The 26,009-nt window shown below is 71.9% G+C and carries 32 protein-coding genes; 18 read left to right on the top strand and 14 right to left on the bottom strand.

Annotation, left to right across the window (positions count from 1 at the left end; translation table 11 throughout):
* Nucleotides 1-63 precede the first annotated feature (63 nt).
* Both AB0H84_RS47865 and AB0H84_RS47870 read left to right on the top strand, forming a co-directional pair.
* Entirely contained in the window at nt 64-366 is a 303-nt protein-coding gene (locus AB0H84_RS47865) for a metalloregulator ArsR/SmtB family transcription factor (protein ID WP_357620225.1), read from the top strand.
* Nucleotides 363-788, top strand: coding sequence for an SRPBCC domain-containing protein (locus AB0H84_RS47870; RefSeq protein ID WP_357620109.1), 426 nt, complete (start codon nt 363-365; stop codon nt 786-788). The genes AB0H84_RS47865 and AB0H84_RS47870 overlap by 4 nt, the downstream gene beginning before the upstream one ends.
* On the opposite strand, the gene AB0H84_RS47875 is transcribed toward AB0H84_RS47870, so the two are convergent.
* Genes AB0H84_RS47875 through AB0H84_RS47890 form a run of 4 tightly spaced genes read right to left on the bottom strand, consistent with a single transcriptional unit; the run spans nt 785 to nt 3,392 of the window.
* The gene (locus AB0H84_RS47875; protein ID WP_345002864.1) at nt 785-997 is read right to left on the bottom strand and encodes a hypothetical protein; all 213 of its coding nucleotides are present in this window, start codon (nt 995-997) and stop codon (nt 785-787) included. The two genes, AB0H84_RS47870 and AB0H84_RS47875, sit on opposite strands and share 4 nt — an antisense overlap.
* A gap of 3 nt (nt 998-1,000) precedes the next feature.
* Complete coding sequence (locus tag AB0H84_RS47880) at nt 1,001-1,735, bottom strand: alpha/beta hydrolase (protein ID WP_357620111.1); 735 nt, start codon at nt 1,733-1,735, stop codon at nt 1,001-1,003.
* The gene (locus AB0H84_RS47885) at nt 1,732-2,355 is read right to left on the bottom strand and encodes a LysE family translocator (RefSeq protein WP_357620113.1); all 624 of its coding nucleotides are present in this window, start codon (nt 2,353-2,355) and stop codon (nt 1,732-1,734) included. Before AB0H84_RS47885 ends, AB0H84_RS47880 begins: the two co-directional genes overlap by 4 nt.
* A gap of 50 nt (nt 2,356-2,405) precedes the next feature.
* Nucleotides 2,406-3,392 (bottom strand): YafY family protein, encoded by a 987-nt coding sequence (locus AB0H84_RS47890; RefSeq protein WP_357620115.1) that lies wholly within the window; start codon nt 3,390-3,392, stop codon nt 2,406-2,408.
* A 44-nt stretch (nt 3,393-3,436) separates the two neighbouring features.
* On the opposite strand from AB0H84_RS47890, the gene AB0H84_RS47895 reads away from it, so the two are divergent.
* A complete protein-coding gene (locus AB0H84_RS47895; protein ID WP_357620117.1) occupies nt 3,437-4,189 on the top strand; it encodes a DeoR/GlpR family DNA-binding transcription regulator in 753 nt (250 codons plus the stop codon).
* A complete protein-coding gene (locus tag AB0H84_RS47900; protein WP_357620119.1) occupies nt 4,186-5,379 on the top strand; it encodes an MFS transporter in 1,194 nt (397 codons plus the stop codon). The genes AB0H84_RS47895 and AB0H84_RS47900 overlap by 4 nt, the downstream gene beginning before the upstream one ends.
* On the opposite strand, the gene AB0H84_RS47905 is transcribed toward AB0H84_RS47900, so the two are convergent.
* On the bottom strand, nt 5,371-5,742 hold the full coding sequence (locus tag AB0H84_RS47905) for a helix-turn-helix domain-containing protein (RefSeq protein ID WP_357620121.1): 372 nt from the start codon (nt 5,740-5,742) through the stop codon (nt 5,371-5,373). The two genes, AB0H84_RS47900 and AB0H84_RS47905, sit on opposite strands and share 9 nt — an antisense overlap.
* A gap of 77 nt (nt 5,743-5,819) precedes the next feature.
* Between AB0H84_RS47905 and AB0H84_RS47910 the strand changes: the two genes are divergently transcribed.
* Nucleotides 5,820-6,656 (top strand): SDR family oxidoreductase, encoded by an 837-nt coding sequence (locus AB0H84_RS47910; protein ID WP_357620122.1) that lies wholly within the window; start codon nt 5,820-5,822, stop codon nt 6,654-6,656.
* A 79-nt stretch (nt 6,657-6,735) separates the two neighbouring features.
* Here the strand turns inward: AB0H84_RS47910 and AB0H84_RS47915 are convergent, their stop codons facing one another.
* Nucleotides 6,736-7,500: a TSUP family transporter gene (locus tag AB0H84_RS47915; RefSeq protein WP_357620227.1), complete on the bottom strand. Its 765-nt coding sequence runs from the start codon at nt 7,498-7,500 to the stop codon at nt 6,736-6,738.
* 61 nt (nt 7,501-7,561) lie between these two features.
* Here AB0H84_RS47915 and AB0H84_RS47920 point away from each other — a divergent pair, with 61 nt between their 5' ends.
* A complete protein-coding gene (locus AB0H84_RS47920) occupies nt 7,562-7,771 on the top strand; it encodes a hypothetical protein (RefSeq protein ID WP_357620124.1) in 210 nt (69 codons plus the stop codon).
* A 40-nt stretch (nt 7,772-7,811) separates the two neighbouring features.
* Here AB0H84_RS47920 and AB0H84_RS47925 read toward each other — a convergent pair whose 3' ends face one another.
* From AB0H84_RS47925 to AB0H84_RS47935, 3 genes are all read right to left on the bottom strand, one after another.
* Nucleotides 7,812-8,672, bottom strand: a complete 861-nt coding sequence (locus AB0H84_RS47925) for a TIGR03619 family F420-dependent LLM class oxidoreductase (protein ID WP_357620126.1) — start codon at nt 8,670-8,672, stop codon at nt 7,812-7,814.
* 118 nt (nt 8,673-8,790) lie between these two features.
* Nucleotides 8,791-9,408 carry an ATP-dependent Clp protease proteolytic subunit gene (locus AB0H84_RS47930; protein ID WP_357620128.1) on the bottom strand — a complete coding sequence of 206 codons (618 nt, stop codon included), beginning with the start codon at nt 9,406-9,408 and terminating at the stop codon, nt 8,791-8,793.
* 1 nt (nt 9,409) lies between these two features.
* A complete protein-coding gene (locus tag AB0H84_RS47935) occupies nt 9,410-9,973 on the bottom strand; it encodes an ATP-dependent Clp protease proteolytic subunit (RefSeq protein ID WP_357620229.1) in 564 nt (187 codons plus the stop codon).
* Between the two features lie 144 nt (nt 9,974-10,117).
* Between AB0H84_RS47935 and AB0H84_RS47940 the strand changes: the two genes are divergently transcribed.
* Nucleotides 10,118-11,866 (top strand): histidine kinase, encoded by a 1,749-nt coding sequence (locus AB0H84_RS47940; RefSeq protein ID WP_357620130.1) that lies wholly within the window; start codon nt 10,118-10,120, stop codon nt 11,864-11,866.
* Complete coding sequence (locus AB0H84_RS47945) at nt 11,863-12,507, top strand: response regulator transcription factor (protein WP_357620132.1); 645 nt, start codon at nt 11,863-11,865, stop codon at nt 12,505-12,507. Before AB0H84_RS47940 ends, AB0H84_RS47945 begins: the two co-directional genes overlap by 4 nt.
* A gap of 118 nt (nt 12,508-12,625) precedes the next feature.
* On the opposite strand, the gene AB0H84_RS47950 is transcribed toward AB0H84_RS47945, so the two are convergent.
* Entirely contained in the window at nt 12,626-13,489 is an 864-nt protein-coding gene (locus AB0H84_RS47950) for a DUF2268 domain-containing putative Zn-dependent protease (protein WP_357620134.1), read from the bottom strand.
* A 45-nt stretch (nt 13,490-13,534) separates the two neighbouring features.
* On the bottom strand, nt 13,535-14,305 hold the full coding sequence (locus AB0H84_RS47955; protein WP_357620136.1) for a hypothetical protein: 771 nt from the start codon (nt 14,303-14,305) through the stop codon (nt 13,535-13,537).
* Between the two features lie 56 nt (nt 14,306-14,361).
* On the opposite strand from AB0H84_RS47955, the gene AB0H84_RS47960 reads away from it, so the two are divergent.
* The 7 genes from AB0H84_RS47960 (at nt 14,362) to AB0H84_RS47990 (ending at nt 20,765) form a co-directional block, all read left to right on the top strand.
* Nucleotides 14,362-15,363 (top strand): AAA family ATPase, encoded by a 1,002-nt coding sequence (locus AB0H84_RS47960; RefSeq protein WP_357620138.1) that lies wholly within the window; start codon nt 14,362-14,364, stop codon nt 15,361-15,363.
* Nucleotides 15,360-16,295 carry a DUF58 domain-containing protein gene (locus AB0H84_RS47965; protein WP_357620140.1) on the top strand — a complete coding sequence of 312 codons (936 nt, stop codon included), beginning with the start codon at nt 15,360-15,362 and terminating at the stop codon, nt 16,293-16,295. Before AB0H84_RS47960 ends, AB0H84_RS47965 begins: the two co-directional genes overlap by 4 nt.
* A complete protein-coding gene (locus AB0H84_RS47970; protein ID WP_357620142.1) occupies nt 16,292-17,239 on the top strand; it encodes a VWA domain-containing protein in 948 nt (315 codons plus the stop codon). The genes AB0H84_RS47965 and AB0H84_RS47970 overlap by 4 nt, the downstream gene beginning before the upstream one ends.
* A gap of 64 nt (nt 17,240-17,303) precedes the next feature.
* The gene (locus AB0H84_RS47975) at nt 17,304-17,894 is read left to right on the top strand and encodes a methyltransferase (RefSeq protein WP_357620144.1); all 591 of its coding nucleotides are present in this window, start codon (nt 17,304-17,306) and stop codon (nt 17,892-17,894) included.
* Nucleotides 17,891-18,430 carry a TrmH family RNA methyltransferase gene (locus AB0H84_RS47980; protein WP_345002843.1) on the top strand — a complete coding sequence of 180 codons (540 nt, stop codon included), beginning with the start codon at nt 17,891-17,893 and terminating at the stop codon, nt 18,428-18,430. The genes AB0H84_RS47975 and AB0H84_RS47980 overlap by 4 nt, the downstream gene beginning before the upstream one ends.
* 38 nt (nt 18,431-18,468) lie before the next feature.
* The gene (locus tag AB0H84_RS47985; RefSeq protein ID WP_357620231.1) at nt 18,469-19,266 is read left to right on the top strand and encodes a glycerophosphodiester phosphodiesterase family protein; all 798 of its coding nucleotides are present in this window, start codon (nt 18,469-18,471) and stop codon (nt 19,264-19,266) included.
* Nucleotides 19,267-19,331: 65 nt separating this feature from the next.
* The gene (locus AB0H84_RS47990) at nt 19,332-20,765 is read left to right on the top strand and encodes an MFS transporter (protein ID WP_357620146.1); all 1,434 of its coding nucleotides are present in this window, start codon (nt 19,332-19,334) and stop codon (nt 20,763-20,765) included.
* Between the two features lie 8 nt (nt 20,766-20,773).
* Here the strand turns inward: AB0H84_RS47990 and AB0H84_RS47995 are convergent, their stop codons facing one another.
* Complete coding sequence (locus AB0H84_RS47995; RefSeq protein ID WP_357620148.1) at nt 20,774-21,253, bottom strand: helix-turn-helix domain-containing protein; 480 nt, start codon at nt 21,251-21,253, stop codon at nt 20,774-20,776.
* A 33-nt stretch (nt 21,254-21,286) separates the two neighbouring features.
* Between AB0H84_RS47995 and AB0H84_RS48000 the strand changes: the two genes are divergently transcribed.
* From AB0H84_RS48000 to AB0H84_RS48010, 3 genes are all read left to right on the top strand, one after another.
* Nucleotides 21,287-21,796 carry a nuclear transport factor 2 family protein gene (locus AB0H84_RS48000; protein WP_357620150.1) on the top strand — a complete coding sequence of 170 codons (510 nt, stop codon included), beginning with the start codon at nt 21,287-21,289 and terminating at the stop codon, nt 21,794-21,796.
* Between the two features lie 103 nt (nt 21,797-21,899).
* Nucleotides 21,900-22,517: a hypothetical protein gene (locus tag AB0H84_RS48005; protein WP_357620152.1), complete on the top strand. Its 618-nt coding sequence runs from the start codon at nt 21,900-21,902 to the stop codon at nt 22,515-22,517.
* A gap of 124 nt (nt 22,518-22,641) precedes the next feature.
* The gene (locus tag AB0H84_RS48010) at nt 22,642-22,986 is read left to right on the top strand and encodes an RNA polymerase-binding protein RbpA (RefSeq protein WP_345002838.1); all 345 of its coding nucleotides are present in this window, start codon (nt 22,642-22,644) and stop codon (nt 22,984-22,986) included.
* 59 nt (nt 22,987-23,045) lie between these two features.
* On the opposite strand, the gene AB0H84_RS48015 is transcribed toward AB0H84_RS48010, so the two are convergent.
* Nucleotides 23,046-23,528 (bottom strand): hypothetical protein, encoded by a 483-nt coding sequence (locus AB0H84_RS48015; RefSeq protein ID WP_357620154.1) that lies wholly within the window; start codon nt 23,526-23,528, stop codon nt 23,046-23,048.
* A complete protein-coding gene (locus AB0H84_RS48020; protein ID WP_357620156.1) occupies nt 23,525-25,972 on the bottom strand; it encodes a nitrate reductase in 2,448 nt (815 codons plus the stop codon). Before AB0H84_RS48020 ends, AB0H84_RS48015 begins: the two co-directional genes overlap by 4 nt.
* Between the last annotated feature and the right edge of the window lie 37 nt (nt 25,973-26,009).

A 26,009-nucleotide genomic window follows, 5' to 3' on the forward strand; every position in this document is an offset into this window, starting at 1 on the left:
GGATTAACACCCTAACGGAAGCAGGCAACAATTAACACCAACGTTAACGATCTCGACGCCACGCTGGCCGCGCTCGCCGACCCCACCCGGCGCAAGGTCATCGACCTGCTGCGCGACGGGCCGCGGCCGGCGGGCGAGCTGGCGCAGGCCGTGCAGATGAGCGCCCCCGCCCTCAGCAGGCACCTACGCGTGCTGCGGGCCGGCGGTCTCGTACGCGCCGAGGCCGGCGGCGCCGACGCCCGGCTGCGCCTCTACACGCTGCGCCAGGAGCCGTTCACCGCGCTGCAGGCCTGGCTGGACCAGGTCCAGGCGTTCTGGGCCGAGCAGCTCGGCTCGTTCAAGCAGCACGTGGAGCGCGGCCGGTGAACTCCGTCCAGGCCGGCGTCACCGTGCCCGTCGACCCGGCGACCGCGTTCCGGATCTTCACCGACGAGATCGACCGCTGGTACGTACGCGGCCGCCACAGCTGGGTCGACCCCGCCCGCGCGACCGGCATCCGCTTCGAGGACGGCTACCTGCGCGAGCTGTGGTCCGACGGCGGCCACGTCGACACCGGCAGGATCATCGCCTGGGAGCCGCCGCGCCGCCTCGTCTGGGCCGACCTCATCAACCCCACCGGCCGGATGGAGATCGAGGTGACCTTCGACCCGGTCGAGGGCGGCACCGAGGTGCTGCTCGAGCACCGCGGCCTCGACACCCTGCCCCCGGACGTGGCCGGGCGCATCCGGCGCGGCTACGCCTGGAACATCGTGCTGGACTGGTTCGCCGACCAGTGGAAGCAGAGCTAGCGGCGGCCGTACTTCTTGTGCACGGCCTGCTTGCTCACCCCGATCGCGTCGGCGATCTGCGCCCACGCCAGCCCCGCCACCCTGGCCCGCCGCACCTGGACCGCCTCCAGACGCTCGATCTCACGGCGCAGCGCGGTGGTGGCGTGCAGTGCCAGCAGCGGATCGTCGTCCTGCGCCTGCCTCACGAGGGTCGCCAGGTCGTTCGTCATGCCCTAAAGGTAGTCCAGGAGCAGCCGGTTGATCTCCTCAGGCCGCTCCAGGGCCGGCAGGTGGCCGGCCCACTCCAGCTCCACCAGCCGCGCCCGGGGCAGCTCGCCGGCCAGGTGGCGGGCGCCGGCCAGGAAGTACGGCAGATCGCGCGCGCCGACCACCACCAGCGCGGGAAGGTCGATCTCCGCCGCCGCGACCTCCCCCTTCACCCGCTCGGGCTCCGGATCGGCGGCGAGCTGCACCTCGAACGCGTGCCGCTGCATCTCCACCACCCGCCCGAACGCCTCCCGCGTCGCCTCGGGCCCGAGGAGGGTGCGCGCGTTCAGCTCGGCCGCCCCCTGGACGTCGCCCTCCTCCAGCAGCCGCTCCTCCTCCTGCCAGTACGCCTTCACGTCGTCCGTGGCCGGCAGCGCGGAGACGGGGTTGAGCAGCACCAGCCGGTCGGCGAGCCCGGCCGCGGCCAGCTCCAGCGCGACCTCGCTCGCGCCCGACGACGCCACCAGCGCCGCGCGGCTCACCTTCAGCTCGTCCAGCACCCGGATCACGTCGCCCGCGTCGCTGTAGGGCCCGTCCGCGTGGAAGGCGCTGCGGCCGTACCAGCGGAAGTCCACTGTGATCACCCGGAAGCGGCCGGACAGGGCCTCCACCTGCGCGTCCCACATCCCGGAGTCGACCGCCCCCGAATGCAGCAGCACCACGGGCTCGCCCGTGCCGTGCTCGGCGTGCCAGATCGTCATCGCGCCTCCACCGCCAGCCGCACGCCCAGCCCGATGAGCACCACGCCGGAGACCTGCTCCAGCCGCCGGCGCACCGCCGGCCTGCCCAGCCACGCCTTGGCCTTGCCGACGGCCCAGATGAGCAGCCCGTACCAGAGCAGGTCCACCAGCACCCACACCACGGCCAGCGTCACGAGCGTCAGCGGCACGTTCTGCCCCGGCGGGACGAACTGCGGCAGGAACGACATCGCGAACACCGCCGCCTTCGGGTTGGCCAGGCACGTCCCGACGCCCGCCAGGTACGGACCGCGCCAGCCCGGCACGACCACCCCGTCGGGCGCCTCCTCGGCCGGCCGGACGCCCTTGCGGGCCTGCCACAGCGCCTGCGCGCCCATCGCCACCAGCACCACGGCGCCCGCGACCCGCATCAGGTCGTAGGCCAGCTGCGAGGCCACCAGCAGCGCCGACAGGCCGAACGCGGCGGCCAATCCCCACAGCAGGATCCCCGTCTCGTTGCCCAGTGTGGCGGCCAGGCCGGAGCCGCGGCCCGCGCGCAGCGTCTGCCGCAGGATGATGGCCGTGCTGACCCCCGGCACCATGGCGATCAGGACGCACGCGCCCGCGAAAGCAAGAAGATACATGCCGGGCATGCTCCCAGAAGAACGCCCGAATATCGCCTGAATAACCGGGCTCAACCGTACAGCTTGTGCAGTTCGGCGACCGCCTCGCACATCGCCGCCCGCAGCTCCGGCGGACCGAGCACCTCGACGGCGGCCCCCATCCGCAGCAGCAGCCAGCGCCCGTGCGAGATCGACTCGATGGGCACCGTGAGCGTCACCCAGCCCTCCGGATCGGGCTCCCCCGCGGCGGCCAGCGCCGCGCCCACGACGTCGGAGCCCATCGTGTACGCCAGCAGATCCTCATAGCCGGGAGCCAGCCTGATCACGGCCTCGGCCGTGTACATCCGTTCGCGGAACTCCTTGGCGTACTCCTGCCAGAAGCCGCCCAGGTCGAAATCCTCGGGCCGGGAGAACCGCCCCGGCAGCGTCTCCAGCGTCAGGATCCGCGCCACCCGGTACGTGCGCGGGCTGCCGCCCTGCTCGTTGTGTTGGCGTGGCGCGGCCGCCATGTACCAGGAGCCGCCCTTGAGCACCAGCCCGTACGGGTGCACCACCCGGTCGATCTCCTGCTGCCCCCAGCGCCGGTACGTCATGTGCAGCGGCCGCTGGTCCCACACCGCCTCGGCCACCTCGCTCAGATGCGGCACGTCGTCGGCCGAGCGGTACCAGCTCGGCACGTCCAGCAGGAACCGTTCGCGCATCCGCGAGGCGTGCGAGCGCGGCTCGGGCGGCAGCGCGGCCAGCAGCTTCAGCTCCGCGGTGGCGGCCACCTCGGCCAGCCCCAGCTCGGCCGCCGGACCGGGCAGCCCCGCCAGGAAGAGCGACGAGGCCTCCTCGGCCGTCAGCCCGTTCAGCCGGGTGCGGTAGCCGTCGAGCAGCTGGTAGCCGCCCGCAGGCCCCCGGTCGGCGTAGACGGGCACGCCGGCCGCCGACAGCGCCTCCACGTCGCGGTAGACCGTACGGACCGACACCTCCAGCTCCGCGGCCAGCTCGGGCGCGGTCATGCGGCCGCGCGTCTGCAGGAGCAGCAGCAGGGAGAGCAGGCGGCTGGCACGCATGCACCCCATTGTATTGCGCACATATGCCGTGTTTGTATGCACACATGGAACGTTTGCGAGCCATCATGAACGCCTTGCGCACCAACGACAGCGTCTCGGTCGCCGAACTGGCCGCCGAGCACGGCGTCTCCGAGATGACCATCAGGCGCGACCTGGACGAGCTGGCCCAGCAAGGAGTGGTCCGCCGGGTCAGGGGCGGGGCGCTGTCGCTGCTGCTGCGCGGCGAGGAGCCGCCGTTCGGCGTGCGCGAGCGGGAGGCGGTGGAGGCCAAGCAGCGCATCGGTGCGGAGGTGGCGTCGTTGATCGCCGACGGGGAGGCGGTGGTGCTGGACGGCGGCACGACCGCGCTCGAGGTGGCCCGGGCCCTGCACGACCGGCGCCTGACCGTGCTGCCGCTGGCCCTGCAGGCGGTCGCGCTGCTGGCTTCGGCGCCGCGCGTGCGGTTGGTGCTGCCCGGCGGCGAGGTACGCCAGGGCGAGCTGAACGTCATGGGGCCGCTGACCGAGAGCTCGCTCAAGGCGCTGCGGTTCGACACGGCGGTGATCGGCTGCTGCGGGCTGTCGGCCGAGCACGGGCTGACCGCGCACGACCTGCCGGAGGTGGCGGTCAAGCAGGCGGCCATCGCCTCGGCGCGGCGGGTGATCGTGGCGTGCGACTCGGGCAAGTTCGCGCGTACGGCCTTCGGCGCGGTGTGCCCGATCTCGCGGCTGGACGTGGTGGTGACGGACCCCGGCATACCGGGCGAGGAGCGCGACGCCCTGGTGGCGGCCGGGGTGACGGTCAGGGAGGCCGTGTGAGGACCGCGCCCGGCACCCGGCGGGGCGCCCTGCTGCGCGAGCGTACGGCGGTCTACCTGCTCTTCTTCCTGGCCGGCACGGCCATGGGCACCTGGACGGCCCGCATCCCCGCCATCAAGGAGCACCTGGGGCTGGGCGACGGCCACTTCAGCCTCGCCCTGCTGGCCATCGCCGGCGGGGCCATGGCCGGGATGACCGCGGTGGGCCGGCTGGTCGACCGCCACGGCAGCAGCCGCGTCATGATCCCGGCCGCCCTCCTGCAGGGCGTCGTGCTCGTGCCGCCCGCCTACGCCCCGAACCTGTGGGCGCTGGCGGGCACGCTGCTGGCGTTCGGGACCGTGCACGGGATCCTCGACGTGGCCATGAACGCCAACGCCGTGGAGGTGGAGCGGGCCCACGGGCGGCCGATCATGTCGTCGTTCCACGCCGTCTACAGCATCGGCGGGTTCGCGGGCGCCACGGCGGGCGGCCTGTTCGCGCATCTTGACCTGTCGGCCGCGGCGACGTTCGTGTCGGTGGGCGCGGCCGTCGTGCTGCTGGCGCTCTGGGCCGCCCGCTGGGCGCTGCGCTCGCTCCCGTCCCCCGCAGAGGACCCGTCGGTCGAGGGCGGCCCGGCCGCGCGGCCCAAGGGGATCGTGTTCCTGGGCGTGCTGGCGTTCTGCTGCCTGGTGGGCGAGGGGGCCTCGGCCGACTGGAGCTCGGTCTACCTGCGGGAGGACCTGGGCGCCTCGCCGGGGCTCGCGGCGGCGGGGTATGCCGCGTTCTCCATCATGATGACGGCCGGGCGGCTGGCGGGTGACCGGCTGGCGGCCAGGTTCGGCGCTGTGCCGCTGGTGCGCTGCTGCGGGCTGCTGGCCGCGACAGGGCTGGGACTGGCGCTGCTGGGCGGGCACCAGGTGGCGGGCGTGATCGGGTTCGGCTGCTTCGGGGCGGGGCTGTCGTGCATCGTGCCGCAGGTGTTCTCGGCCGCGGGCCACCGCGATCCCGCCTTCGCGGGCCGGGCGCTGGCGCGCGTGGCCTCCATCGGGTACATGGGGATCCTGTCGGGGCCGGTGTTCATCGGGGCCGCGGCCGAGCTGATCGGGCTGCCCCTCGCGCTGGCCATCCCGGCGGTGCTGGCCGCCTTCGTCGCCGTGACCGCCACGGCGCTGCGCCCCCGTACGCCCCCTGCGGGTCGCCGGCTAGCGTGAGGCGTGCTCCTCGCGGGCGGACACGACATCGGGCATGCGCTCCTCCACCCACTCCAGCAGGGGGATCAGGCGCTCGGCGGCCTCACGGCCCAGCGAGGTGAGGCTGTATTCGACCCGGGGCGGGATCGAGGTCTCGGCCACCCGCAGCACCATGCCGTCGCGTTCGAGGGCGTGCAGCGTCTGGGAGAGCATCTTCTCGCTCACCCCGTCGACGCGGCGGCGCAGCGCGTTGAAGCGGTAGGGCCCTTCGTGCAGGGCCACCAGCGCCAGGATCGCCCATCGGCCGGTGAGGGTCTCCAGCACCGTGCGCGAGGTGCACCTGCGCGAGAAGACGTCGGCCACCAGCTCATCGAACTCCTCCATGGAAGACAGCTTACGCCTTTGGGTGTACTTTCTGATAGAAAGCACTAACCAACAGAAAGTACCGAGGGAGCGAAACCATGATCGTGGTAACCGGAGCGAGCGGGCACCTGGGCCGGCTGGTGGTCGAGGAGCTGACGAAGCGGGTTCCCGCCGCGCAGGTGGTCGCGGCCGCGCGTACCCCGCAGAAGGCCGCCGACCTGGGCGTCGAGGTCCGCGAGGCCGACTACGACCGGCCCGAGACGATCGAGGCCGCGGTACGGCGCGCGGCCAGGGTGCTGCTCATCTCCGGCGTCGAGCCGCAGCGGGCGCGGCAGCACACGGCCGTCGTGGACGCGGCGAAGCGGGCCGGGGCCGTGCTCGTCTACACCAGCGCGCCCAAGGCCGACACCACCGAGGCCGCCCTGGCCGCCGATCACCGGGCGACCGAGGAGTACATCAAGGCGTCCGGGGTGACGTACACGATCTTGCGCAACAACTGGTACAACGAGGTCTACGACCCGGCGATCGCCGCGGCGCCCCAGCTCGGCGCCGTGTACGGCGCCTCCGGTGACGGCCGGGTCGCCTCCGCCTCCCGCGCCGACTATGCCGCCGCCGCGGCCGCCGTGCTGACCGGCGAGGGCCACGACGGCCAGGTGTACGAGCTGGCCGGCGACACCGCCTGGAGCCGCGCCGACCTGGCCGCCGAGATCTCCAAGGTCACCGGCAAGGAGGTCGTCTACCGCGACCTGCCGAAGGACGAGTACGCGGGCGTGCTGGCCGGCACCGGCGTCCCGGCCCCGTTCGCCGAGATCCTGGCCGATGTGGACGTCAACGTCTCCCGTGACTGGCTCGCCGACACCCCCGGGACGCTGCGCGAGCTCATCGGCCGCCCCACCCGGACGATCGGCGACCACGTCCGCTCCCTGCTGGCCTGACTCCCGCGGCCCCGGACGGCGAAGGGGCGCCCCCGCTCGCCGCGGAGGCGCCCCTTCGCTTGAGGGAGCTTCAGGGACATCAGGGGCCGAACTGCTGCCAGCCCAGCCGCGCGACCAGCGCCACCACGACACAGAGCAGGACGATCCGCACGAAGGCGGCGCCGCGCTTGAGCGCCATCCGCGCGCCGAACTGCGCCCCGGCCACGTTGCACACGGCCATGCCGAGCCCGAGCGCCCAGTTCACGTGCCCCTGGAGGCCGAAGACCACCAGCGCCCCGAGGTTCGTCCCGACGTTGATGATCTTGGCGGAGGCCGACGCCGAGACGAAGTCGAGCCCGAGGATGGTGGTGAAGGCGATGATCAAGAACGTGCCCGTACCGGGTCCCACGATGCCGTCGTAGAAGGCGATCCCGATCCCCGCCGTCGCCACGGCGGCGAACACCCTGGTGTCGGTACGCAGCTGAGGCACCGGCACGGCCCCGAGCGAGGGCCGCAACGTCACGAACGCGGCCACCCCGAGCAGCACCACCATGACGGCGGGCCGCAGCACCTCGGCCGAGATCGCCGCGGCCGCCCATGCGCCCAACCCGGCGCTCAGCACGGCCAGTCCCGCGCCGGGGAAGGCCACCTGCCGATCGATCTTCGTGGAGCGGGCGTACGCGACGGCGGCCGACGCGGTGCCGAAGACCGAGGAGAGCTTGTTGGTGGCCATCGCCTCGACGGTCGGCATTCCGGTCATCATGATCGCGGGAAGCTGCAACAGCCCGCCGCCGCCCACGACGGCGTCGACCCACCCCGCCCCTGCCGCTGCGGCCAGCAACACCAGGACCTGCTCCAGCGGCAACGCCACTCCCCCGTTTCCCCCGATAAACGTCAAGAGTGTACAAGGTGTACTTTGCCCGGTTTTGGCCGCCCGCTTCCGGCCGTTCATCGAGACCGAGCAGAGCAGCGCGCTGATCATGCGCAGGATCTTCACTCCCCACGACCACAAGGAGCGGATCCTGCGCGCCGCGATGCTGCGCCTGATGCGCGCGCCGGTCATCGGGCCGGCCACGGGCAAACTGATGAACGGCGCGGACATGAGGAACAAGACGTTCGACGTCGCCACCGGGTGAGCAGGGCCATGACGGTGTCCGTGGCCGGCCCCCGGCGCCGTCAAGCGGTGGTGAGCCGCCCGACGCGCTCCACCATCTCGTCGGGGTCCGCGTCGAACGTGTGCCAGAACACGTGGTCCACGCCCATTCCCCGCACCTCGGCCAGGTCCTCGGCAACCTGCTCCACCGAGCCGGTCAGCGGCATCCGCTCGTCCAGCGGCCGGTCCGTGATCACGCCGTTGACCTGCGCCACCACCGGGCCCGAGCCCTTGCCGTACGTCTCGACGGCCTGCCTGAGCTGGTCCCAGGCGAACACGACCACCGTGATCCCCATCCCCAGCCGGGCCGCCCGCTCGATCGCGGGCGGCGCCGCCGCTCCGGCCAGCAGCGTCAGCCCGGTGGGCTTCGGGTTGATCTCCGCTTCGGCGATCGTGTAGAAGCGGCCGGCGAAGCTCACCGGGTCGGGGCCCCAGCAGGCGCGCATGGCCGCGACGTGCTCTTCGAACCCCGCGCCGCGACGCCGTACGGGAGTGCCGGTCGCCTCGAACTCCTGCTGCATCCACCCCTGTCCCAGGCCGATCATGGCACGGCCGCCGCTGAGCCGGTCGAGCGTCGCGAGCCGCTTGGCCAGCACGACCGGACTGTGGAACAGCGCGTCCACGACGCTCGTGCCGAGCCGGATCGTGCTGGTCTTGGCCGCGACGTAGGCCAAGGTCTCCAAGGGGTCGTAGACGAGGGCGTTGTTGTCGGGGAGCGGCATGGACTGGTCGGTGCCGGCGAACACCGCCTCGGCCGGCCGCAGCAGCCGCTCGAACGCCCACACCGCCCCCAGCCCCGCCCGCTCCGCCGCCTGCGCCACTCTGCTGATCGCCTCAGGGTCCGCGTTCCGCCCTGAGGTGGGGAGACCGATTCCGAGATCCATTTCCTGCTCCTCTCTGCTGTCTGATTGGACTCGGACGGCAGAGAAAAGTCATCGGTTCGCGGCGAGGAGCCCGCACCCGGGCATGCGGGGCCGGATGCGGGCTCGGGCACGCGGCCGCTCAGCGGGCCGCGGTCAGGGTGCGCTTTCTGGAGGCGTAGACGTCGTCCACCAGCCCATACGTACGCGCCTGCTCCGCCGTGAAGATGCGGTCGCGCTCGATGTCCTTCCTGATCTCCAGGATGCCCCGCCCCGTGTGCCGGGAAAGGATCTCTTCCTGCTGGTCACGCATCCGCAGGATCTCCCTGGCGTGGATCTCCAGGTCGCTCCCCTGGCCTCGCCCGCCCTCCGTGTGGGGCTCGTGCAGCAGGACGCGGGCGTGCGGCAGGGCGGCGCGCTTGCCTGCCGCGCCCGCCGCCAGCAGGACCGCCGCCGCCGAGGCGGCCTCGCCGATGCAGACCGTGTGGATCTCCGGCCGGACGAACTGCATCGTGTCGTAGATGGCCGTCATCGCCGTGAACGACCCGCCAGGGGAGTTGATGTAGATGCTGATGTCACGGTCGGGATCGAGCGACTCGAGCGTCAGCAGCTGGGCCATCACGTCGTTGGCCACGACGTCGTCGATGGGCGCGCCGATGAAGACGACCCGGTCCTCGAAGAGCTTGGTGTACGGGGTCATCTCCTTGACCCCGTACGACGTGCGCTCGGTGAACGAGGGCAGCACGTAACGGCCGCTCATATCAGTTCATCCCCTCTGAGATGTGGTCGACAAAGCCGTATTCGAGCGCTTCCTGGGCGGTGAACCACCGGTCGCGGTCGGAGTCGGCCTGGATGCGCTCCAGCGGCTGGCCGGTGTGGTGGGCGATGATCTCGGCTATCCGGCGCTTGGTGTAGAGCATGTTGTCGGCCTGGATCTGGATGTCGCTGGCCGAGCCGCCGATGCCGCCGAGCGGCTGGTGCATGACGATCCGGGCGTTGGGCAGGGCGTAACGCTTGCCCTTGGCGCCCGCCGTCAGCAGCACCTGCCCCATGGAGGCGGCGAAGCCCATCGCCACCGTCGCCACGTCGCACGGAATGAACTGCATCATGTCGTAGAGCGCCATCCCGGCCGTCACGGATCCGCCCGGCGAATTGATGTAAAGCGTTATGTCGCGCTGTGGGTCCTCGGCCGCCAGCAATAGGAGCTCCCCGCAGAGCCGGTTGCAAATCTCGTCGTCCACCTCTTGGCCGAGAACGACGATGCGCTCCTTCAGCAGGCGCTGACTGAGCTGGTCAGGCCAGGCCGCGCGCTGAGTCTCCGTCATGACCGTCGCCTTTCTGTCCTGGGTATTTCCGGGAAAAACGCTAGACCCGGCGGCCGGGAATTCTGAGATTATTTCGCTGGCGGCGCATTTCTCCAAGGGCGCATTCCACCGAGAGCGAATAACTGTCGACATACAATCGCGGTTGTGAGAAAGAAGCTCCCCCGCCGGTGGGCGTGCCTCGTCCTGGGCGGCGCGCTGCTGATGCCGTACATGATGGCCGGGGTCGTCGTCTCGGCTCCGTGGCAGGAGCAGCACGCCAACCTGCTGCTGCCCATCCAGATCGGGGTGTTCGTGGCGGTGCTGCCGGTGGTGGCCGTGACCGGGCTGTTCCTGCCCGTGCGCGGGCTCGCGGTGAACGCGGCGCAGGGCCTGCTCGGGGCGCACGTCGAGACACCGCCCAGGCAGGCGGGCCGCTCCTGGCAGGAGCGCCGCCGCACGGCCGCCTGGTTCACCCTGCACCTGGCGATCGGCGGCCTGGTCAGCGGCTGCACGCTGGCGATCGTGCCGTTCACGCTGGCCACGCTGGCGCTGCCGTTCGCCTGGCGGGCGATGCCTGCCCTCGGCATCGTGGTCGAGCCGGGGTGGCCGGTCGTGCTGTGGATGGCGGGCGGGCTGGCGCTGCTCGTGGCGCTGGCGGCGGTGGCGGCGGGCGCGGGCGAGCTGCTCGCCAGGCTGGCGCCCGTCCTGCTCGGCCCCACCCCGGCCGAACGCCTGGCCGCCGCGGAGGAGCACGCCCGTACGCTCGCCGAGCGCAACCGGCTGGCCCGCGAGCTGCACGACTCGGTCGGCCACGCGCTCAGCGTCGTCACCCTGCAGGCGGCGGCCGCGGGCCGGGTCCTCGATCGCGACCCCCAGACGGCGAGGACGGCCCTGGCCGCCATCGAAGGGTCGGCTCGCGCCGCCCTGGAAGACCTCGACCACGTCCTCGGCCTGCTCCGCGACGACACCCCGGCCAACGGCTACCCGGCCGACCAAGACTCGGTCAACGACTCCCTGGCCGGCCAAGACCCGCCCAACGACTCTCGGACCGGCCAAGACCCGCCTGCCGTCCCCCGGAACAACCGCGACGCGGCCGACATCGGCCAAGGCGACCGCGACGCGCGCAGCGTGGGGCTGCCCGGCCGCGACGTGGGCGGCACAGCCCATGGGCAGCGCGACACGGACAGCGTCCCCCATGGCGACAACGGCGCGGGCAAAACCACCCAAGGGGACCACGACGCGCGCAGCCCCGCCCGAGGGGACCGCGACGCGGACGGCACCGCTCAGGGGGACGGCGACGGGCGTGGCGTGGGACTGCCCGGCAGCGACGTGGCCGGCGACCCAGGTGGTGCCCGCCGCGCTTCGCCCCCTGGAAAGACCCCAGGTGGTGCCCGCCGCGCTTCGCTCCCTGGAAAGACCCCAGGTGGTGCCCACCGTGCTTCGCCCCCCGTGAGGACCGCAGCCGTAGCACGGAGGGACCCTGACCCGGCCGGACGAGCCAGGCGCGGTCCCGACGGGCACGACGCGCGGCAAAGGGCGAGGGCGCCCAGGGCCACGCTGGCCGACCTCGACGAGCTGGTCGCCACGTCGGGCGCGCAGGTACGGCAGGAGGTGGGCGACCTGTCCGCCGTGCCCGCCGTGGTCTCCAGGGAGGCCTACCGCATCGTCCAGGAGGCGCTCACCAACGCCATCAAGCACGGCCGCGACCCCGTACACCTGACCGCCACCGTGCACGGGGACGACCTGCGGCTCGAGATCACCAACCCCGGCGGCGGGAACGGCGCCCACTCCGGCGGCAGGGGCGTGACCGGCATGCGCGAGCGGGTCCGGCTGCTCCGCGGCGAGCTGGAGTCCGGCCCCACCGAGACCGGATGGAAGGTCTCGGTACGCCTGCCGCTACGGTCGAGCCCATGACGCTCAAAGTCGTGATCGCCGACGACGAGGACCTCATCCGCGCCGGCCTGCGGATCATCATCGACGCCGAGCCGGACCTGACCGTGGTCGGCGAGGCCGCCGACGGTGCCGCGGTCGTGCCCGTGGTGCGCCGCGAACGGCCCGACGTGGTCCTCATGGACGTGCGCATGCCCGCACTCGACGGCATCCAGGCCACCCAGCGCCTCCTGGCCCTCGACGACCCGCCCAAGGTCCTCGTGGTCACCACGTTCGAGAACGACGACTACGTCTACGACGCGCTGCGCGCCGGGGCCAGCGGCTTCCTGCTCAAGCGCGCCAAGCCGGACGACCTCGTGCGGGCCGTCAGGCTGGTCGCCGCGGGCGAGTCGCTGCTGTTCCCCGCCGCGATCCGGGCGCTGGCCGGGCGCCGCCCCCAGGGCTCGGCGCGGGTGCCCGGGATCGACCGGCTGACCGGCCGCGAGGGCGACGTGCTGCGCCTGATGACCAAGGGGCTGTCCAACAACGAGATCGCCGCCGAGCTGGTCGTCAGCCAGGAGACGATCAAGACGCACGTCGGGAACGTGCTGGCCAAGCTGGGCGTCCGCGACCGCACCCAGGCCGTGATCGCCGCCTACGAGTCCGGCTTCGTCTCCCCCGCCTGAGGCCGCCCCAGGAGACCATGACCCTGATCGGCTGGTCGAACGCCTCTCGCCGTCCAGGGCTGGGGGCCTGATGAGAGGGAGCGTGCCCGCGAGGGGACCGGGACCCCGATCGGCGGGGTCACGGCCTGAGGCCGGCGCGGCGTAGGAGCTCGGAGGCGGGCAGCAGCGTCGCCTCGGTGGCGGTCAGCCCCGTGGCGGCCAGCGCCCGGTCGACGAGCCGCAGCCCCACCGCGTATCCCGCCATGTCCGGAATGCCGCGAGGCTCCTGCCCGAACTTCCGCACCGTCGAGTCCCCCAGCACGTACGCGGGCGTGTTCTGCATCCCGGCCAGCTCGAAATCCGCCATGATCCGCTCCTGCGCGAGCTCGAACGCGTCCCCGCTCACCATCGACGACCACGGCCCCATGGCCTCGGGCCCCGACAGCTCCCGTACGAACGCCTCCGCCAGCCCCTCGGCGACGACGTGCTCGCCCACGGTCACGGTCATCGGGTTCCACTCGACGTTCGTGTACCGGACGTTGTGGTGGAACTCGTGCACCGCGAGGTGCGCGATGCGCCCGATCACCTCGTCCGAGGGCCAGGCCAGCAGGTAGAGCCAGCCCGTACCGCCGCCCATGCCGTAGTAGCCGCCGGTCACGTCCATCAGGTGCGCGTTGTCCGGATCGCCCAGCACGAGCATGACCTGCAGCGAGTCGGCCTGCTTGGCCTCGTGGAGCCGTGCGGAGGCACGCTCCAGCTCCCGCCGCACCTGCCCGCACACGTCGGCGTCGATCATGCGCTGGACGGCGGGCAGGTAGCGGGGGTCGTCGGCGTCGACGCGGAAGCCGCCGCCCTGGTGGTGGATGTCGACGATGTCGCCGGGCACCGGGATCGCCGAGCGCATCGGCGCCAGCATCTCCCGCAGCGCGTCGGGCCGCCGGTCGAGCGGCTCCCGAAGGAGGGCGGCCATGGCCGTGAGGGTGTCGTGAACGATGAATTCCATGCCGCGGACGCTAAAGCCTCACGTAACGTGAGGCTCAACCGGATATCAGAGCGGAGACTCCTCGCCCGCGTCGTCGCCGGGCGTCTGCCCGGGCGTGACCTGCCCGCTCTGCGAGGGCGACGGAGACTGCGACGGGGAGGGCCGCGGCTCGGGGCTCGCCGGCGTCGGCGGCGGCGTCGGGACGAACACCGTCGGCGGCAGCTGCTTGGGCTGCGGCTCGCTGTCACGCCTGCCCAGCAGGAGCATCAGCAGGATCGCCGTCACCAGCATCACCAGGAGCACCAGCGCGAGCGCGGCCGTCAGCACCCGCTTGCGGGTCTCGGTCAGCGGCCTGCGCCGCCGCGTCGGCCCCGGCAGGGCGGGCGCGCGGTCGGTCAGCCAGTACGGCACGAAGTCGGGCCCGTGAGCCTGCCCGATGAGCGTCCCGCCCACCATGACCGGCTCCAGGTAGCGTTCCGCCCCCGGCCGGCCCGGCACGTACGGCACCGCCACCCACGGCGCGGGCCCGGCGTCGAAGGCGAGCACCTCAGGCGTGCCGTCCAGCACCGCGCTCCGCGACCGCCCGGAGAGCCCGAGCCAGCCGCGCACCCCGGAGCGCTCGCCCTTGGCCTCCTTGATCGCGGTCACGAACCTGTCGCGCGCCGCCGCGTCGAACGCGGCCCCTCGGGTCAGCACGGCCAGTGACACGGCACGCCCGTCCGGTCCCTGGCCGAGGTAAACGAAACCGGCCGGGGCCGCGTGCAGGCGGGCCTGGACCACGTAGGGTCCCAGCCGGGGTGGATCGCCGTACTGCAGGGGACTTGCCACGTTTGCCATGAAAGCACAGACGTGGCGTCGTGCACGTTTGCGGCGCGTTCTGGTGGAATGGCGTCATGAGCGTCGCCGAAGAGTTGCCAGGCGGAAACGACGTGGAGCTGCTGCGTCAAAGTCTCGACGAGGTCCGGCGTGTCATCGTCGGCCAGGACCACATGGTCGAAAGACTCATCGTGGCCCTGCTGGCGCGCGGGCACTGCCTGCTCGAAGGGGTCCCAGGCGTCGCCAAGACCCTCGCCGCCTCCACCCTGGCCACTGTCGTGGGCGGCACGTTCGCCCGGATCCAGTTCACCCCCGACCTGGTGCCGAGCGACATCATCGGCACCCGCGTCTACCATCCCTCCAACGAGAAGTTCGACGTCGAGCTCGGCCCCGTGTTCGTCAACTTCCTGCTGGCCGACGAGATCAACCGCGCCCCCGCCAAGGTCCAGTCCGCGCTGCTGGAGGTGATGGCCGAGCGGCAGGTCACACTGGCCGGCGTCACCCACCCGCTGCCCAAGCCGTTCATCGTGCTCGCCACCCAGAACCCGATCGAGTCCGAGGGCGTCTACCCGCTGCCCGAGGTGCAGCGCGACCGCTTCCTGTTCCGGGTACGGGTGCCGCATCCCAGCGCGCACGAGGAGCTGGAGATCCTCCACCGGATGAGCGTCACCCCTCCGGTCCCCGAGCGGGTGCTCGACCCCGGCAAGCTGCTGGCCCTGCAGGAGGCGGCCGAGCAGGTCTCGGTGCACCAGCTCGTCGCCGACTACGTGGTCCGGCTGGTCATGTCCACCCGCAACCCCGCCGAGTACGGCCTGGCCGACCTCACCGAGACCATCGAGATCGGCGTCAGCCCGCGGGCCACCCTGGGCCTGGTCTCGGCCGGGCGGGCCCTGGCCCTGCTGCGCGGCCGCGACTACCTGCTGCCCGACGACGTACGCGACGTGGCCGTGGACGTCATGTCGCACCGGCTGATGCTCACCTTCGACGCCCTGGCCGACGGCGTCGACCCCGAGCAGGTCGTCAGGCAGATCCTGCACGCCGTGCCCCCGCCACTCGTCGTCTGGAACCAGAACCGGTGACGAGCACAGCGGAGCAGGCGCTTCGGCGGCTGGAGCTCACGGTCACCCGGCGGCTGGACGGGCTGCTGCACGGCGCCCACCAGGGCCTGCTGCCGGGGCCGGGCAGCGAGGCCGGCGACAGCCGGGTCTACGTGCCCGGCGAGGACGACGTGCGCCGCATGGACTGGAACGTCACCGCCCGCACCACCGTCCCCCACGTACGCGACCTGATCGCCGACCGCGAGCTGGAGACCTGGGCGCTGGCCGACCTGTCGCCCAGCATGGACTTCGGCACCGCCGACACCGACAAGCGCGACCTGGTGGTGGCGGCCGTCGGCGCGATCGGGTTCCTGTCGAGCAGGATGGGCGACCGGTTCGGCGCGCTGGTCCTGCATGACGAGTACGTGCACCGCATGCCCGCCCGCACCGGCCGCCCCGCCCTGTACGGGCTGCTGCACTCCCTCATGGACGCCCCGCGCGGCCGCGTCGTGCCCGACCCGCCCGACCTGGCCGAGGGCATCGAGGTGCTGGCGGCCAGCCGCAGGCGGCGCGGCGTGCGGCTGATCGTCTCCGACTTCCTCGACGCCCACCCCACCCTCGACCCCGACGCCGAACGGCCCTGGGAGCGGCCCATCAGGCGGCTGGCGGCCCGGCACCAGGTGCTCGCCGTGGAGGTGATCGACCCGCGCGAGCTCGAGCTGCCCGATGTGGGCCGGGTGGCGTTCACGGACCCCGAGACCGGGAACGTACGCGAAGTGCATCTTTCACCCAAAGTTCGGCAAGCGTACGCGGAGGCGGCCGCCCTGCAGCGCGAGGGCACCCGCGTGGCGCTGCGCCGCGCCGGCATCGCGCACCTGGTGCTGCGTACCGACCGGGACTGGGTGTTCGACGTGGCACAGTTCGTCCTGCGCCAGCGCCGCATGAGCCACCTCGCCCACAGGAGACCCAAGTGACTTTTCTGGCCCCCGGCTGGCTCTGGCTGTTCCTGCTGTTGGGGCTTCTGGTGGCCGGGTACATCGCGTCGATGTTCGCCCGCCGCCGCTACACCGTGCGCTTCACGAACCTGGCCCTGCTCGACCTGGTCGCCCCCGCCGGGCCCGGCTGGCGCCGCCACGTCGCCCCCACGCTCTTCCTGGCCATGATGGCGCTCCTGGTCGTCGGCGCGGCCAAACCCGCCGACCAGGTACGGGTCCCGCGCGACCGCGCCACCATCATGATCGCGCTGGACGTGTCGCTGTCCATGGACGCCGACGACGTCCAGCCGGACCGCATCAGCGCCGCCAAGGCCGCCGCGCAGGCGTTCGTCAGGGAGCTGCCCGACCGCTTCAACGTCGGCGTGGTCTCCTTCGCCCGCTCCGCCAACGTCGTCATCTCCCCCACCACCGACCACCAGGCCGTGGTCACCGCCCTCGGCACCCTCACCACCCGCCCGGGCACCGCGATCGGCGAGGCGGTCTTCAACTCCCTCGACTCGCTGCGCTCGTTCGACCAGCAGGCCGCCACGGACCCGCCGCCGGCCGCGATCGTGCTGCTCTCCGACGGCGACAACACCTCCGGCAGGTCCGTGAACGAGGCCATCGACGCGGCCCAGCAGGCCCGCGTGCCGGTCTCCACGATCGCGTACGGCACCCAGGAGGGCACCGTCAGCATCGACGGCAGGCCGGTGAACGTGCCGGTCAACAAGCAGACCCTGCAGTCGCTGTCCGACGGCACCAGCGGCCGGGCCTACGCCGCCGAGTCCGGCAGCGAGCTGCGCGAGGTCTACGAGCAGATCGGCACCTCGCTCGGCTACAAGCTGGTCAACCAGGAGATCACCCAGTGGTTCATCGTGGCCGCGATCGTGGCGGGGCTGCTGGTGGCGGGGGCGGCGGTGCTGTTCGGGTCCAGGATCCCCTGACCGGGCCGCCCCGGGACCCCGGCGTGGGCGGAGGTCACGGGACGGTCCGGTAACGTTTTGCGACGTGGCCCACTACTTCTCCGAGCAGCCGAAGACCGCGAGCAGGCCGGGATCGGTCGACCTGGTCCTGCCCGATCTGCACCTGCGGCTGGAGACCGACAGCGGCGTGTTCTCGCCGGAGCGGGTCGACGTGGGCACGCGCGTCCTGCTGGAGAGCGTTCCGCCGCCTCCGCAGGAGGGCGATCTGCTCGACCTGGGCTGCGGCTACGGGCCGATCGCGCTGACCATGGCCGCGCGGGCGCCCGAGGCGACGGTGTGGGCCGTCGATGTGAACCGGCGCAGCCTGGAGCTGACCGCCCGGAACGCACAGGCCGCCCGCCTTTACAAAGTAAGATCGGTACATGTCGACGAAGTCCCAGATGATGTGAAATTTCGGGCAATCTGGTCCAATCCTGCGATCCGAATAGGGAAGCAGGCTCTGCACGAGATGCTCACCAGGTGGCTGACGAGGCTCACCCCTGACGGCGTGGCCTACCTGGTCGTCCAGAAACACCTCGGCTCGGACTCCCTGCAGCGCTGGCTCGGCGAGCAGGGCTGGCAGGCCTCCCGCGAGGCCAGCCGGGCCGCCTACCGGATCCTGAAGGTGACCCGATGAGAAGGCAACTGCGCCCCACCGACGTCAAGCGGCTCAACCGCACCTGGCGCAGGAACACCGGAAACCGCCTCGGCCTGATCATCGAATCGGTCACGGGCCCGTTCAACATCGGCTCCATCTTCCGCAGCGCGGCCGCGTTCGGCGTGGACGAGATCTGGCTCGCGGGCAACGCCACCCCGCCCACCAACCCCAAGGCGGGCAAGACCGCGCTCGGCACCGAGCGCCTGGTCACCTGGCACGAGCCGGTCCTGGCCACCGAGGCGGTCAAGGCCGCCAAGGAGGAGGGCTACGCCGTCCTGGCGATCGAGCTGACCGCAGAAGCCGTGCCGCTGCACCGGGCCGACCTGGCCCGCGACGTGTGCCTGGTGGTCGGCAGCGAGGACCACGGCTGCTCCCCCGCCCTGCTCGAGGCCGTGGACGGCGTCTGCTACATCCCGCAGGTCGGGCGGGTGGGCTCGTTCAACGTGGCGGTGGCGGCGGCCATCGCGCTGGCCGAGGCGCGCCGCCAGGAGTGGGAGAATCTCCCCGAACCGTAACCGATCCGTTCACCCACGGAAGGCATACTCAGGACGTGCTGAGCCGTCGATTCGCCTTTCTCGACCATCCGGGCCCGCTGGCCTTCGCCCACCGCGGCGGGGCGGCCGAGAGCGCGGAGAACTCCCTCGCGGCCTTCGAGCGGGCGGTGGCGCTCGGCTACACGTATCTCGAGACCGACGCGCACGCCACCTCCGACGGCGTGCTGCTCGCCTTCCACGACCACACGCTCGACCGGGTGACCGACCACCGGGGCCGCATCTCGGAGCTGCCCTACCGGGCGGTCAGGCAGGCCCGCATCGGCGGGGTCCACGAGATCCCGCTGCTGGAGGAGCTGCTGGGCACCTGGCCGGAGATCCGGTTCAACATCGACGTCAAGGAGGCGGCGGCCATCGCCCCGCTGGCCGCGGCGATCCGGCGTACCAACTCCTATGACCGGATCTGCCTGACCTCCTTCTCCGACGAACGCCTGATGCTGGCCAGGGCGGCGCTGGGCAGGGAGGTGTGCTCGGCGCTCGGCCCGCGCGGGGTCGCCGCGCTGCGCGCCGCCGCCGCCACCTCCGGCTACGGCCGCCTGCTGGCCCGCCTGTCGCGCTCCGGCATCCCGTGCGCGCAGGTGCCGGTGGGCTTCCGCGGCCTGCGCGTGACCACCCGGGCCCTGGTGCGTACGGCGCACGCCGTCGGCATGCAGGTGCACGTATGGACCGTCAACGACGCCGCCCGCATGGAGCACCTGCTCGACCTCGGCGTGGACGGCATCATGACCGACAACCTCACGGCCCTGCGCGGCGTGCTGGAGCGCCGCGGCCAGTGGCACCCCGGCAGCCTGGCCGCGTAAAGCCTCTCCCCCTCCACAAGCCCGTAGCCCGGCCTTCCACGGCCGCATAGGAGCGACTCGACGCCATGCCCGTACCCGCACCCCCCGCGGCCCTCGACGACTCCCCCGCAGCGCGCAGGCGCGAGCAGCGCGGCTGGTACTTCTACGACTGGGCCAACTCCGCCTTCTACACCACGATCATCTCGGTCTTCCTCGGCCCTTACCTCATCCCGGTCGCCAAGACCGCGGCCTGCGCCAAGGACTTCCCGGCCGTCGCGTCCGACACGTGCGTGGCCGACTTCGACAAGCTGGCCGCCGCCAACCCGGGCCTGGGGTACGTCGACGTGCTGGGCGCCGACATCAGGCCGGCCGCGTTCTTCGGGCTGACGCTGACGGTCGCGGTGCTGCTGCAGCTCGTCGCGCTGCCCGTGGTGGGCGCGCTGGCCGACCACACCGGCCGCAAGCGGGAGTTGCTCGGCGGCTTCGCCTACGTCGGGGCGCTGGCCACGATGTGCCTCTACTTCGTCGAGGGCGACCGCTACCTGCTGGGCGGGGTGCTGTTCATCCTGGCCAACCTGGCGTACGGGTCCTCGGTCGTGGTCTACGACTCGTTCCTGCCGCAGATCTCCACCCCGGAGGAGCGCGACGGGGTGTCCTCGCGCGGCTGGGCCATCGGCTACCTCGGCGGCGGCCTGCTGCTCGCGCTCAACCTCGTCCTCTATCTGCAGCACGAGAGCCTGGGCCTGGGCGAGGGCATGGCGGTGCGCATCAGCATGATGTCGGCGGGCCTGTGGTGGGCGATCTTCACGGTCATCCCGCTGCTGCGGCTGCGCAACCGGCCCGTGCCCGCCCACGAGGGCACGGCGGCGCGCTCGGTCGGCGGCAGCTTCCGCCAGCTCGGCCGCACCCTGCGGGAGCTGCCCCGCTATCCGCTGACGCTGCTGTTCCTGGTGGCCTACCTGGTCTACAACGACGGCGTGCAGACGGTCATCGGCAACAGCGCCGCCTTCGCCTCCGAGGCGCTGAAGCTCGACAAGACGGTGCAGATCACCGCGATCCTGATGGTGCAGTTCGTGGCGTTCTTCGGGGCGCTGCTGCTGGGGTGGCTGGCCCGCGCCTTCGGGTCCAAGCGCACCGTCCTGGCGAGCCTGGTGCTGTGGACGGCGATCGTGGTGGCGGGGCTGTTCGTGGCGGAGAAGCAGGAGCTGCAGTTCTACCTGATGGCCTTCGCGATCGCCATCGTGCTGGGCGGCACGCAGGCCCTGTCGCGCTCGCTGTTCTCGCAGGTGATCCCCAAGGGGCGGGAGGCCGAGTACTTCAGCCTGCTGCAGATCAGCGACAAGGGGTCGGCGTTCATCGGCTCCCTGACGGTCACGATCGCGCTGCAGCTGACCAACAGCTACCGCATCGCCATCGTCTCCATGATCATCTTCTTTGTCGTCGGCTTCGTCCTCCTGGCCCTGACCAACCTCCGCAAGGCCATCGAGGCGGCGGGCAACGAGGTGCCCGACCGCCTCTGAGGGCCGGCTTATGACGGCGCCGCGAGGAGCATGGTGCCCGGGCCCTGGGCCGCGCCCGGGCCCCCTACGGCCGTCACCGTGTCGGCCGTGGCCTCGCCGCCGCAGTGCGGGCAGGTGACCACGGGCGTGAAGCGCTCGCCGCACGAGTGCACCAGGAGCGCGGGCGGGCCCCCCGGCGGCGTCGACCAGCGATCCCCCCAGGCCATCAACGTCAGCAGGGCGGGCACGACGTCGCGGCCCGCCTCCGTGAGGACGTACTCGTGCCGCACCGGACGCTCCTGGTACGGCCGCTTCTCCACCACTCCGGCCGCGACCAGGTGCTCCAGGCGGCGGGTGAGGAGGTTGCGCGAGATCCCCAGGTCCTCCGCCAGGTCGTCGAACCTGCGCAGCCCCAGGAACAGGTCGCGCAGGATCAGCGGCGTCCATGGCTCGGCGACCACGCCGACGGCCTGGGCGATGGAGCAGTGCATCTCACCGAACCTGTTCACGCATCCAGAATAGTGGGTTGATAAAGTGAACTCATGACAGTTCACATTCAGGACTCACCCGCCAGGGCGTACCGCGAGGCCGGAGAGGCACATGACGTGGACGCCCTCCTCGCCACGCTCGCCGACGACGTGGTCTTCCGCTCGCCGCTCAGCGCGACGGCCTCCTTCACGGGCAAGGAGGAGGTCCGGGAGCTGTTCTCGGTCGTGTTCGACGCCCTGTCCGACCTGCGCTACCAGAACGACGTCGGCGACGGACGCCGCCGCGCCCTGACCGCGACCGCCCGGCTGGGCCGTCAGGAGATCCACGAGGCCGCCCTGGTCGAGGTGGGCGAGGACGGGCTGATCAAGGAGATCACCATGTGGATCCGCCCCCTGCCGGGACTGACGGCGATGATGGCCGCGCTCGGCCCCGGGCTCGCCAAGGCCACCGGCAGGCCGGGCCTTCCCTGGCTGGTGAGCGCCGCCGTCAAGCCGCTGGCGGCGATGACCCGCCTGGGCGACAGAACGCTGGTCCCCCTCCTGACTCGCCGGCGCTCCCGCTGAGGGGATTCGCCGCTCCAAAGAGAGAGCACCGCTCTTGACATTGGCGACCGCTCACGGGAGCATTGCTCTCGCATAAGAGCATTGCCCTCTTCAAGGAGCACTGATGGCCCCCAGACTCACCTCCGCCGCCTTCGCCGCCGCGGGGATCCTGTTCCTCGTCTATCCCGCGGTCCGCCCCTCAGGCGACGACGCCGCGGCCATGGCCTCGACGGCGTGGGTCGCCGGGCACGCGGCCGCCATGGTCGGATTCGTGCTGCTGGGCCTGGCCGTGCTGGGGTTGCACCAGCTGCTCGGCGACCGCCTGTCCCTGCGCGCCGCGGCGGTGACCTGGGTGGGCGCGGGCCTGACCCTTCCGTACTACGGCGCCGAGGACTTCGGCCTCAACGTGATCGCCCAGCGCTCGCTCCGCGACCAGGCGCCGGCGCTGATGGAACTGGCCCAGGAGTTCAGGTACGGGCCCGTCGCGGTCACCATGTTCGCCGCCGGACTACTGCTGCTCGGCGTCGGCACGATCATGGCCGCGGTCTCCGTCTGGCGCTCCGGCACGCTGCCCAAGTGGAGCGGGACGGCGCTGGCGCTGGGGTTCGCGCTCTTCATCCCGCAGTTCTTCGGACCGTATCCGCTGCGGATCGCGCACGGCGTCCTGATCATGATCGGCGGACTTTGGCTGGCCGCGGCCCTGGTCACGGCCGGGATGCGGGCCCGTTCGGCGAAGGTGTGAAGAACCGAGGCCCCAAGCGCGATTGGATCACCCCGCGGGTGGGAATCCCATCACGGTACCAAGCGTTAGACACCGTGGGAGACAGACCCCCCACGCAAGGGGGCCCTGTAGGAGGCATTTAGACATGGGCGAGCGCGCGCTTCGTGGCACCCGGCTCGGGGCAACCAGCTACGAGAACGACCGTAACACGGATCTGGCCCCGCGCCAGGAGGTGTCCTACACCTGTCCTAAGGGCCATCGCTTCGAGGTTCCGCTTGCAGCCGAGGCTGAGATCCCGGCGACCTGGGAGTGCCGCATGTGCGGCGCGACCGCGGTACGCATGGACGGCGAGCAGCCGGAGTCCAAGAAGGTCAAGCCCCCGCGGACACACTGGGACATGCTTCTGGAGCGGCGGTCCATCGAAGACCTTGAGGAGGTGCTCAACGAGAGGCTCGCGGTTCTGCGGGCCCAGCGTCGTAAGAGCGCCTGACCTCTTCTCACGGTGAAACCCCCGGGCTTGCCGCCCGGGGGTTCTTCATGCGTACGCGGTCAGGACGCCAGGGCCTGAGGGGCCGACTCCTTCAGGCGGGCGTTGGCCCACCGCAGCTGCCTGAGCGTCTGGGGATGGCACCGTCGCGCCAGCTCGATCAGGTCCCGCTCTTTCGCCCCCTGGGCGGCCTGGGCCAGCAGCTCCCAGTCCAGGGAGACCCCCGAGGCCGCCAGATACAGGTGGCGGAAGTCGGCCAGCAGCAGCAGCCCGGGTTCCGGGCGGCGGCCGAGCCATTCGGCGGCCTTCTCGCGCAGGCGTTCCACCATGGACGGGTCGCCCGCCGGGGACGGGTCCAGGTCCAGCCCGTACTCCTTGCCCGCCTCGGCCAGGGCCCTGACGTGGTCGTGGCACCAGCTCGCGAGGTCGCGGGCGACATGGTACGTCTCGTGGTCGCTCTTGTGCCGCTCGGACATCCGCAGCAGCACGTGCGCCAGCTCGTTCTCCGAGCGGTGCAGTTCGCGGATCACCAGATCCAGGTTCATGGCAGGGACTCCTCCGCCTGGGCTTCGGCTCCTCCGGCCGTCGCGGGCACCTCGGAGGAGACGGGACGGGACGCCGTCGTGGTCGGCGCCAGGGACGGCGTGCCGGGGCAGACCTCCACCAGCGAGACCCGCGCCACGGCGGTCTTGAAGAGGGGCTGCTTGGAGACCGGATCCCACTCCGTGATCGTCAGCTCGTTGGCCGCCCTTCCCGATCCGGCGCCGGGCCCGCAGCCGCCCGGAAGGTCCCAGTAGCCGTAGTGGAACGGCAGGAAGACCAGTCCGTCCCGCATCTCGGTGATCCGCAGCCGCGCCCGCACCGCGCCGCGCGGCGTGGCGATCTCCAGCAGGTCGCCCTCGGCGAAGCCGTCGCGGGAGGCGTCCGCCGGGGACATCTCCACCCACGGCTCCGGGGCCGCCCTCTGGAGCTGCGGCGCCCGCGCGGTCTTGGTCCTGGTGTGGAAGTGGTAGAGGGTACGCCCGGTCGTCAGCCAGAACGGGAACTCGCCGCCCGCCTGTTCGTGCGGCGGGACGTACTCGGCCGCCTTGATGATCGCCTTGCCGTCGGGGTTGAGCGCCCGGTACTCGGTGTCGGACACCGGCGCCCCCGTGAGCAGGTCGTGCCCGTAGTCCTCGCAGTAGTCGGGGGCGCTCCAGAAGCGGCCCTCGGCGTACAGGCGCTCGGTGCCGCCGGAGCGGTCGGCGTCGCACGGCCACTGGATGCCGCCGCTCCCCCGCAGCCGCGCGTACGACAGCCCGCTGTAGTCGCACGGGCGACCGCGCGAGCACTCCTTCCACGCCTCGAACGCCCCCTCCGGGTCGCTCCACTTCACCAGCGGCGCGCCGTCCTTGTCACGCAGGTCGAGCCGGTGCGCGAGGTCCAGGAAGATGTCCAGGTCGGGGCGGCCCTCGCCGGGCGGCTCGACGGCCTTGTCCGACAGGTGGACGGTGCGGTCGGCGTTCGTGAACGTGCCGGTCTTCTCGGCCCACGTCGCGGCGGGCAGCACCACGTCGGCCAGCTGCGCGGTCTCGGACAGGAAGATGTCCTGGACGACCAGGAAGAGCCGTTCCTGGGCGAGGATCGAGCGGATCCGCTCCAGCTCGGGCAGCGACACGGCCGGATTGGTCCCCGTCACGTACAGGAACCGGATCGAGCCCTCCTCCGCGTACCGGAACATCTGCATGGCGTGGGTGGGCGGGGCGTAGTGCGGGATGTCGATGGGGTCGACGTTCCAGATGCGGGCGAGGTCGCGCACGTGGGTGTCGTTGGACCAGTTGCGGAAGCCCGGCAGGTCGCCGTCGGCGCCGCATTCGCGGGTGTTCTGGGCGGTCGGCTGGCCGTTCATCTGCAGGACGCCGCAGCCGGGCCTGCCCAGCATGCCGCGTACGAGATGGATGTTGTTCACCTGGACGGCGGCGGCCGTGGCCTGGTGTGCCTGGTAGAAGCCCTGCAGGACGGTGGAGAGCAGCCGCTGCGCGGTGCCGATCAGGCGGGCCGCCTCGCGCAGCGCGTCCGGGGGGACGTCGCAGATCCGGGCGGCCTCCTCCACCGGGAAGTCGTGCACCCGTTTGCGCAGCTCCTGGAAGCCGACCACGTGGTCGCGCAGGTAGCGCTCGTCGATCCAGCCGTTGGCGATGATCTCGTGGAGCAGCCCGTTCATCAGCGCGACGTTGGTGCCGGGGCGGTTGGCCAGGTGCACGGTGGCGGCCCGGGCCACCGGGGTCTCGCGCGGGTCCACGCAGACGAGTGCGGGCGGGTTCGGGCCGGCGAGCCGGTCGAGGATCCGCGTCCACAGGACGGTCTGGGTCTCGGCCATGTTGTGCCCGTACAGGGCGATGACGTCGGCGTGGTCGACGTCGGTGTAGGAGCCCGGCTGCCCGTCGCAGCCGAACGACTCCTTGAGCGCGGCCGCCGCCGTGGCCGTGCAGAGCCGGGTGTTGCCGTCGAGGTGGTTGGTGCCGATGCCGCCGTGCGCGATCACGGCGAGCGTGTAGTACTCCTCCAGGAACAGCTGGCCGGTGGTGTAGAAGCCGACGGCGCTCGGTCCCTGCTCGTCGAGGAGCTGCCTGACCCGGCCGGCCACGCGTTCCATCGCGGTGTCCCAGTCCGTCTCGACCAGCCGGCCGTTCTGGCGGACCAGCGGGCGCGTGAGCCGGTCGGGCGCGTTGACGGCCTGCCAGCCGTACAGGTCCTTCGGGCCGAGCCGGCCGTGGTTGACGCGGTCCTCGGCGCGCCCGCGCACCCCGACGACGCGCCCGTCCTTGACCGCGATGTCCAGCCCGTCACCGTTGCTGTGCAGGATGGTCGCGCTCTGCACCCAGCGCTCCACGTCCTGCGCGCGTACGCCGGCCTCGAGGAAGGAGTCGACGCGGACCGGCCAGGGCTCCCCCGGCCCGTACGGGGTCCGCGTCCCCCATGGCTCGGCGATCCTGTCCACGTGCGGCATGCGCCCTCCCGCAAGTCGTCCGATCCCGGACGCATGC

Source organism: Nonomuraea sp. NPDC050786, assembly GCF_040654115.1.
In the GTDB taxonomy this organism is placed as follows: domain Bacteria; phylum Actinomycetota; class Actinomycetes; order Streptosporangiales; family Streptosporangiaceae; genus Nonomuraea.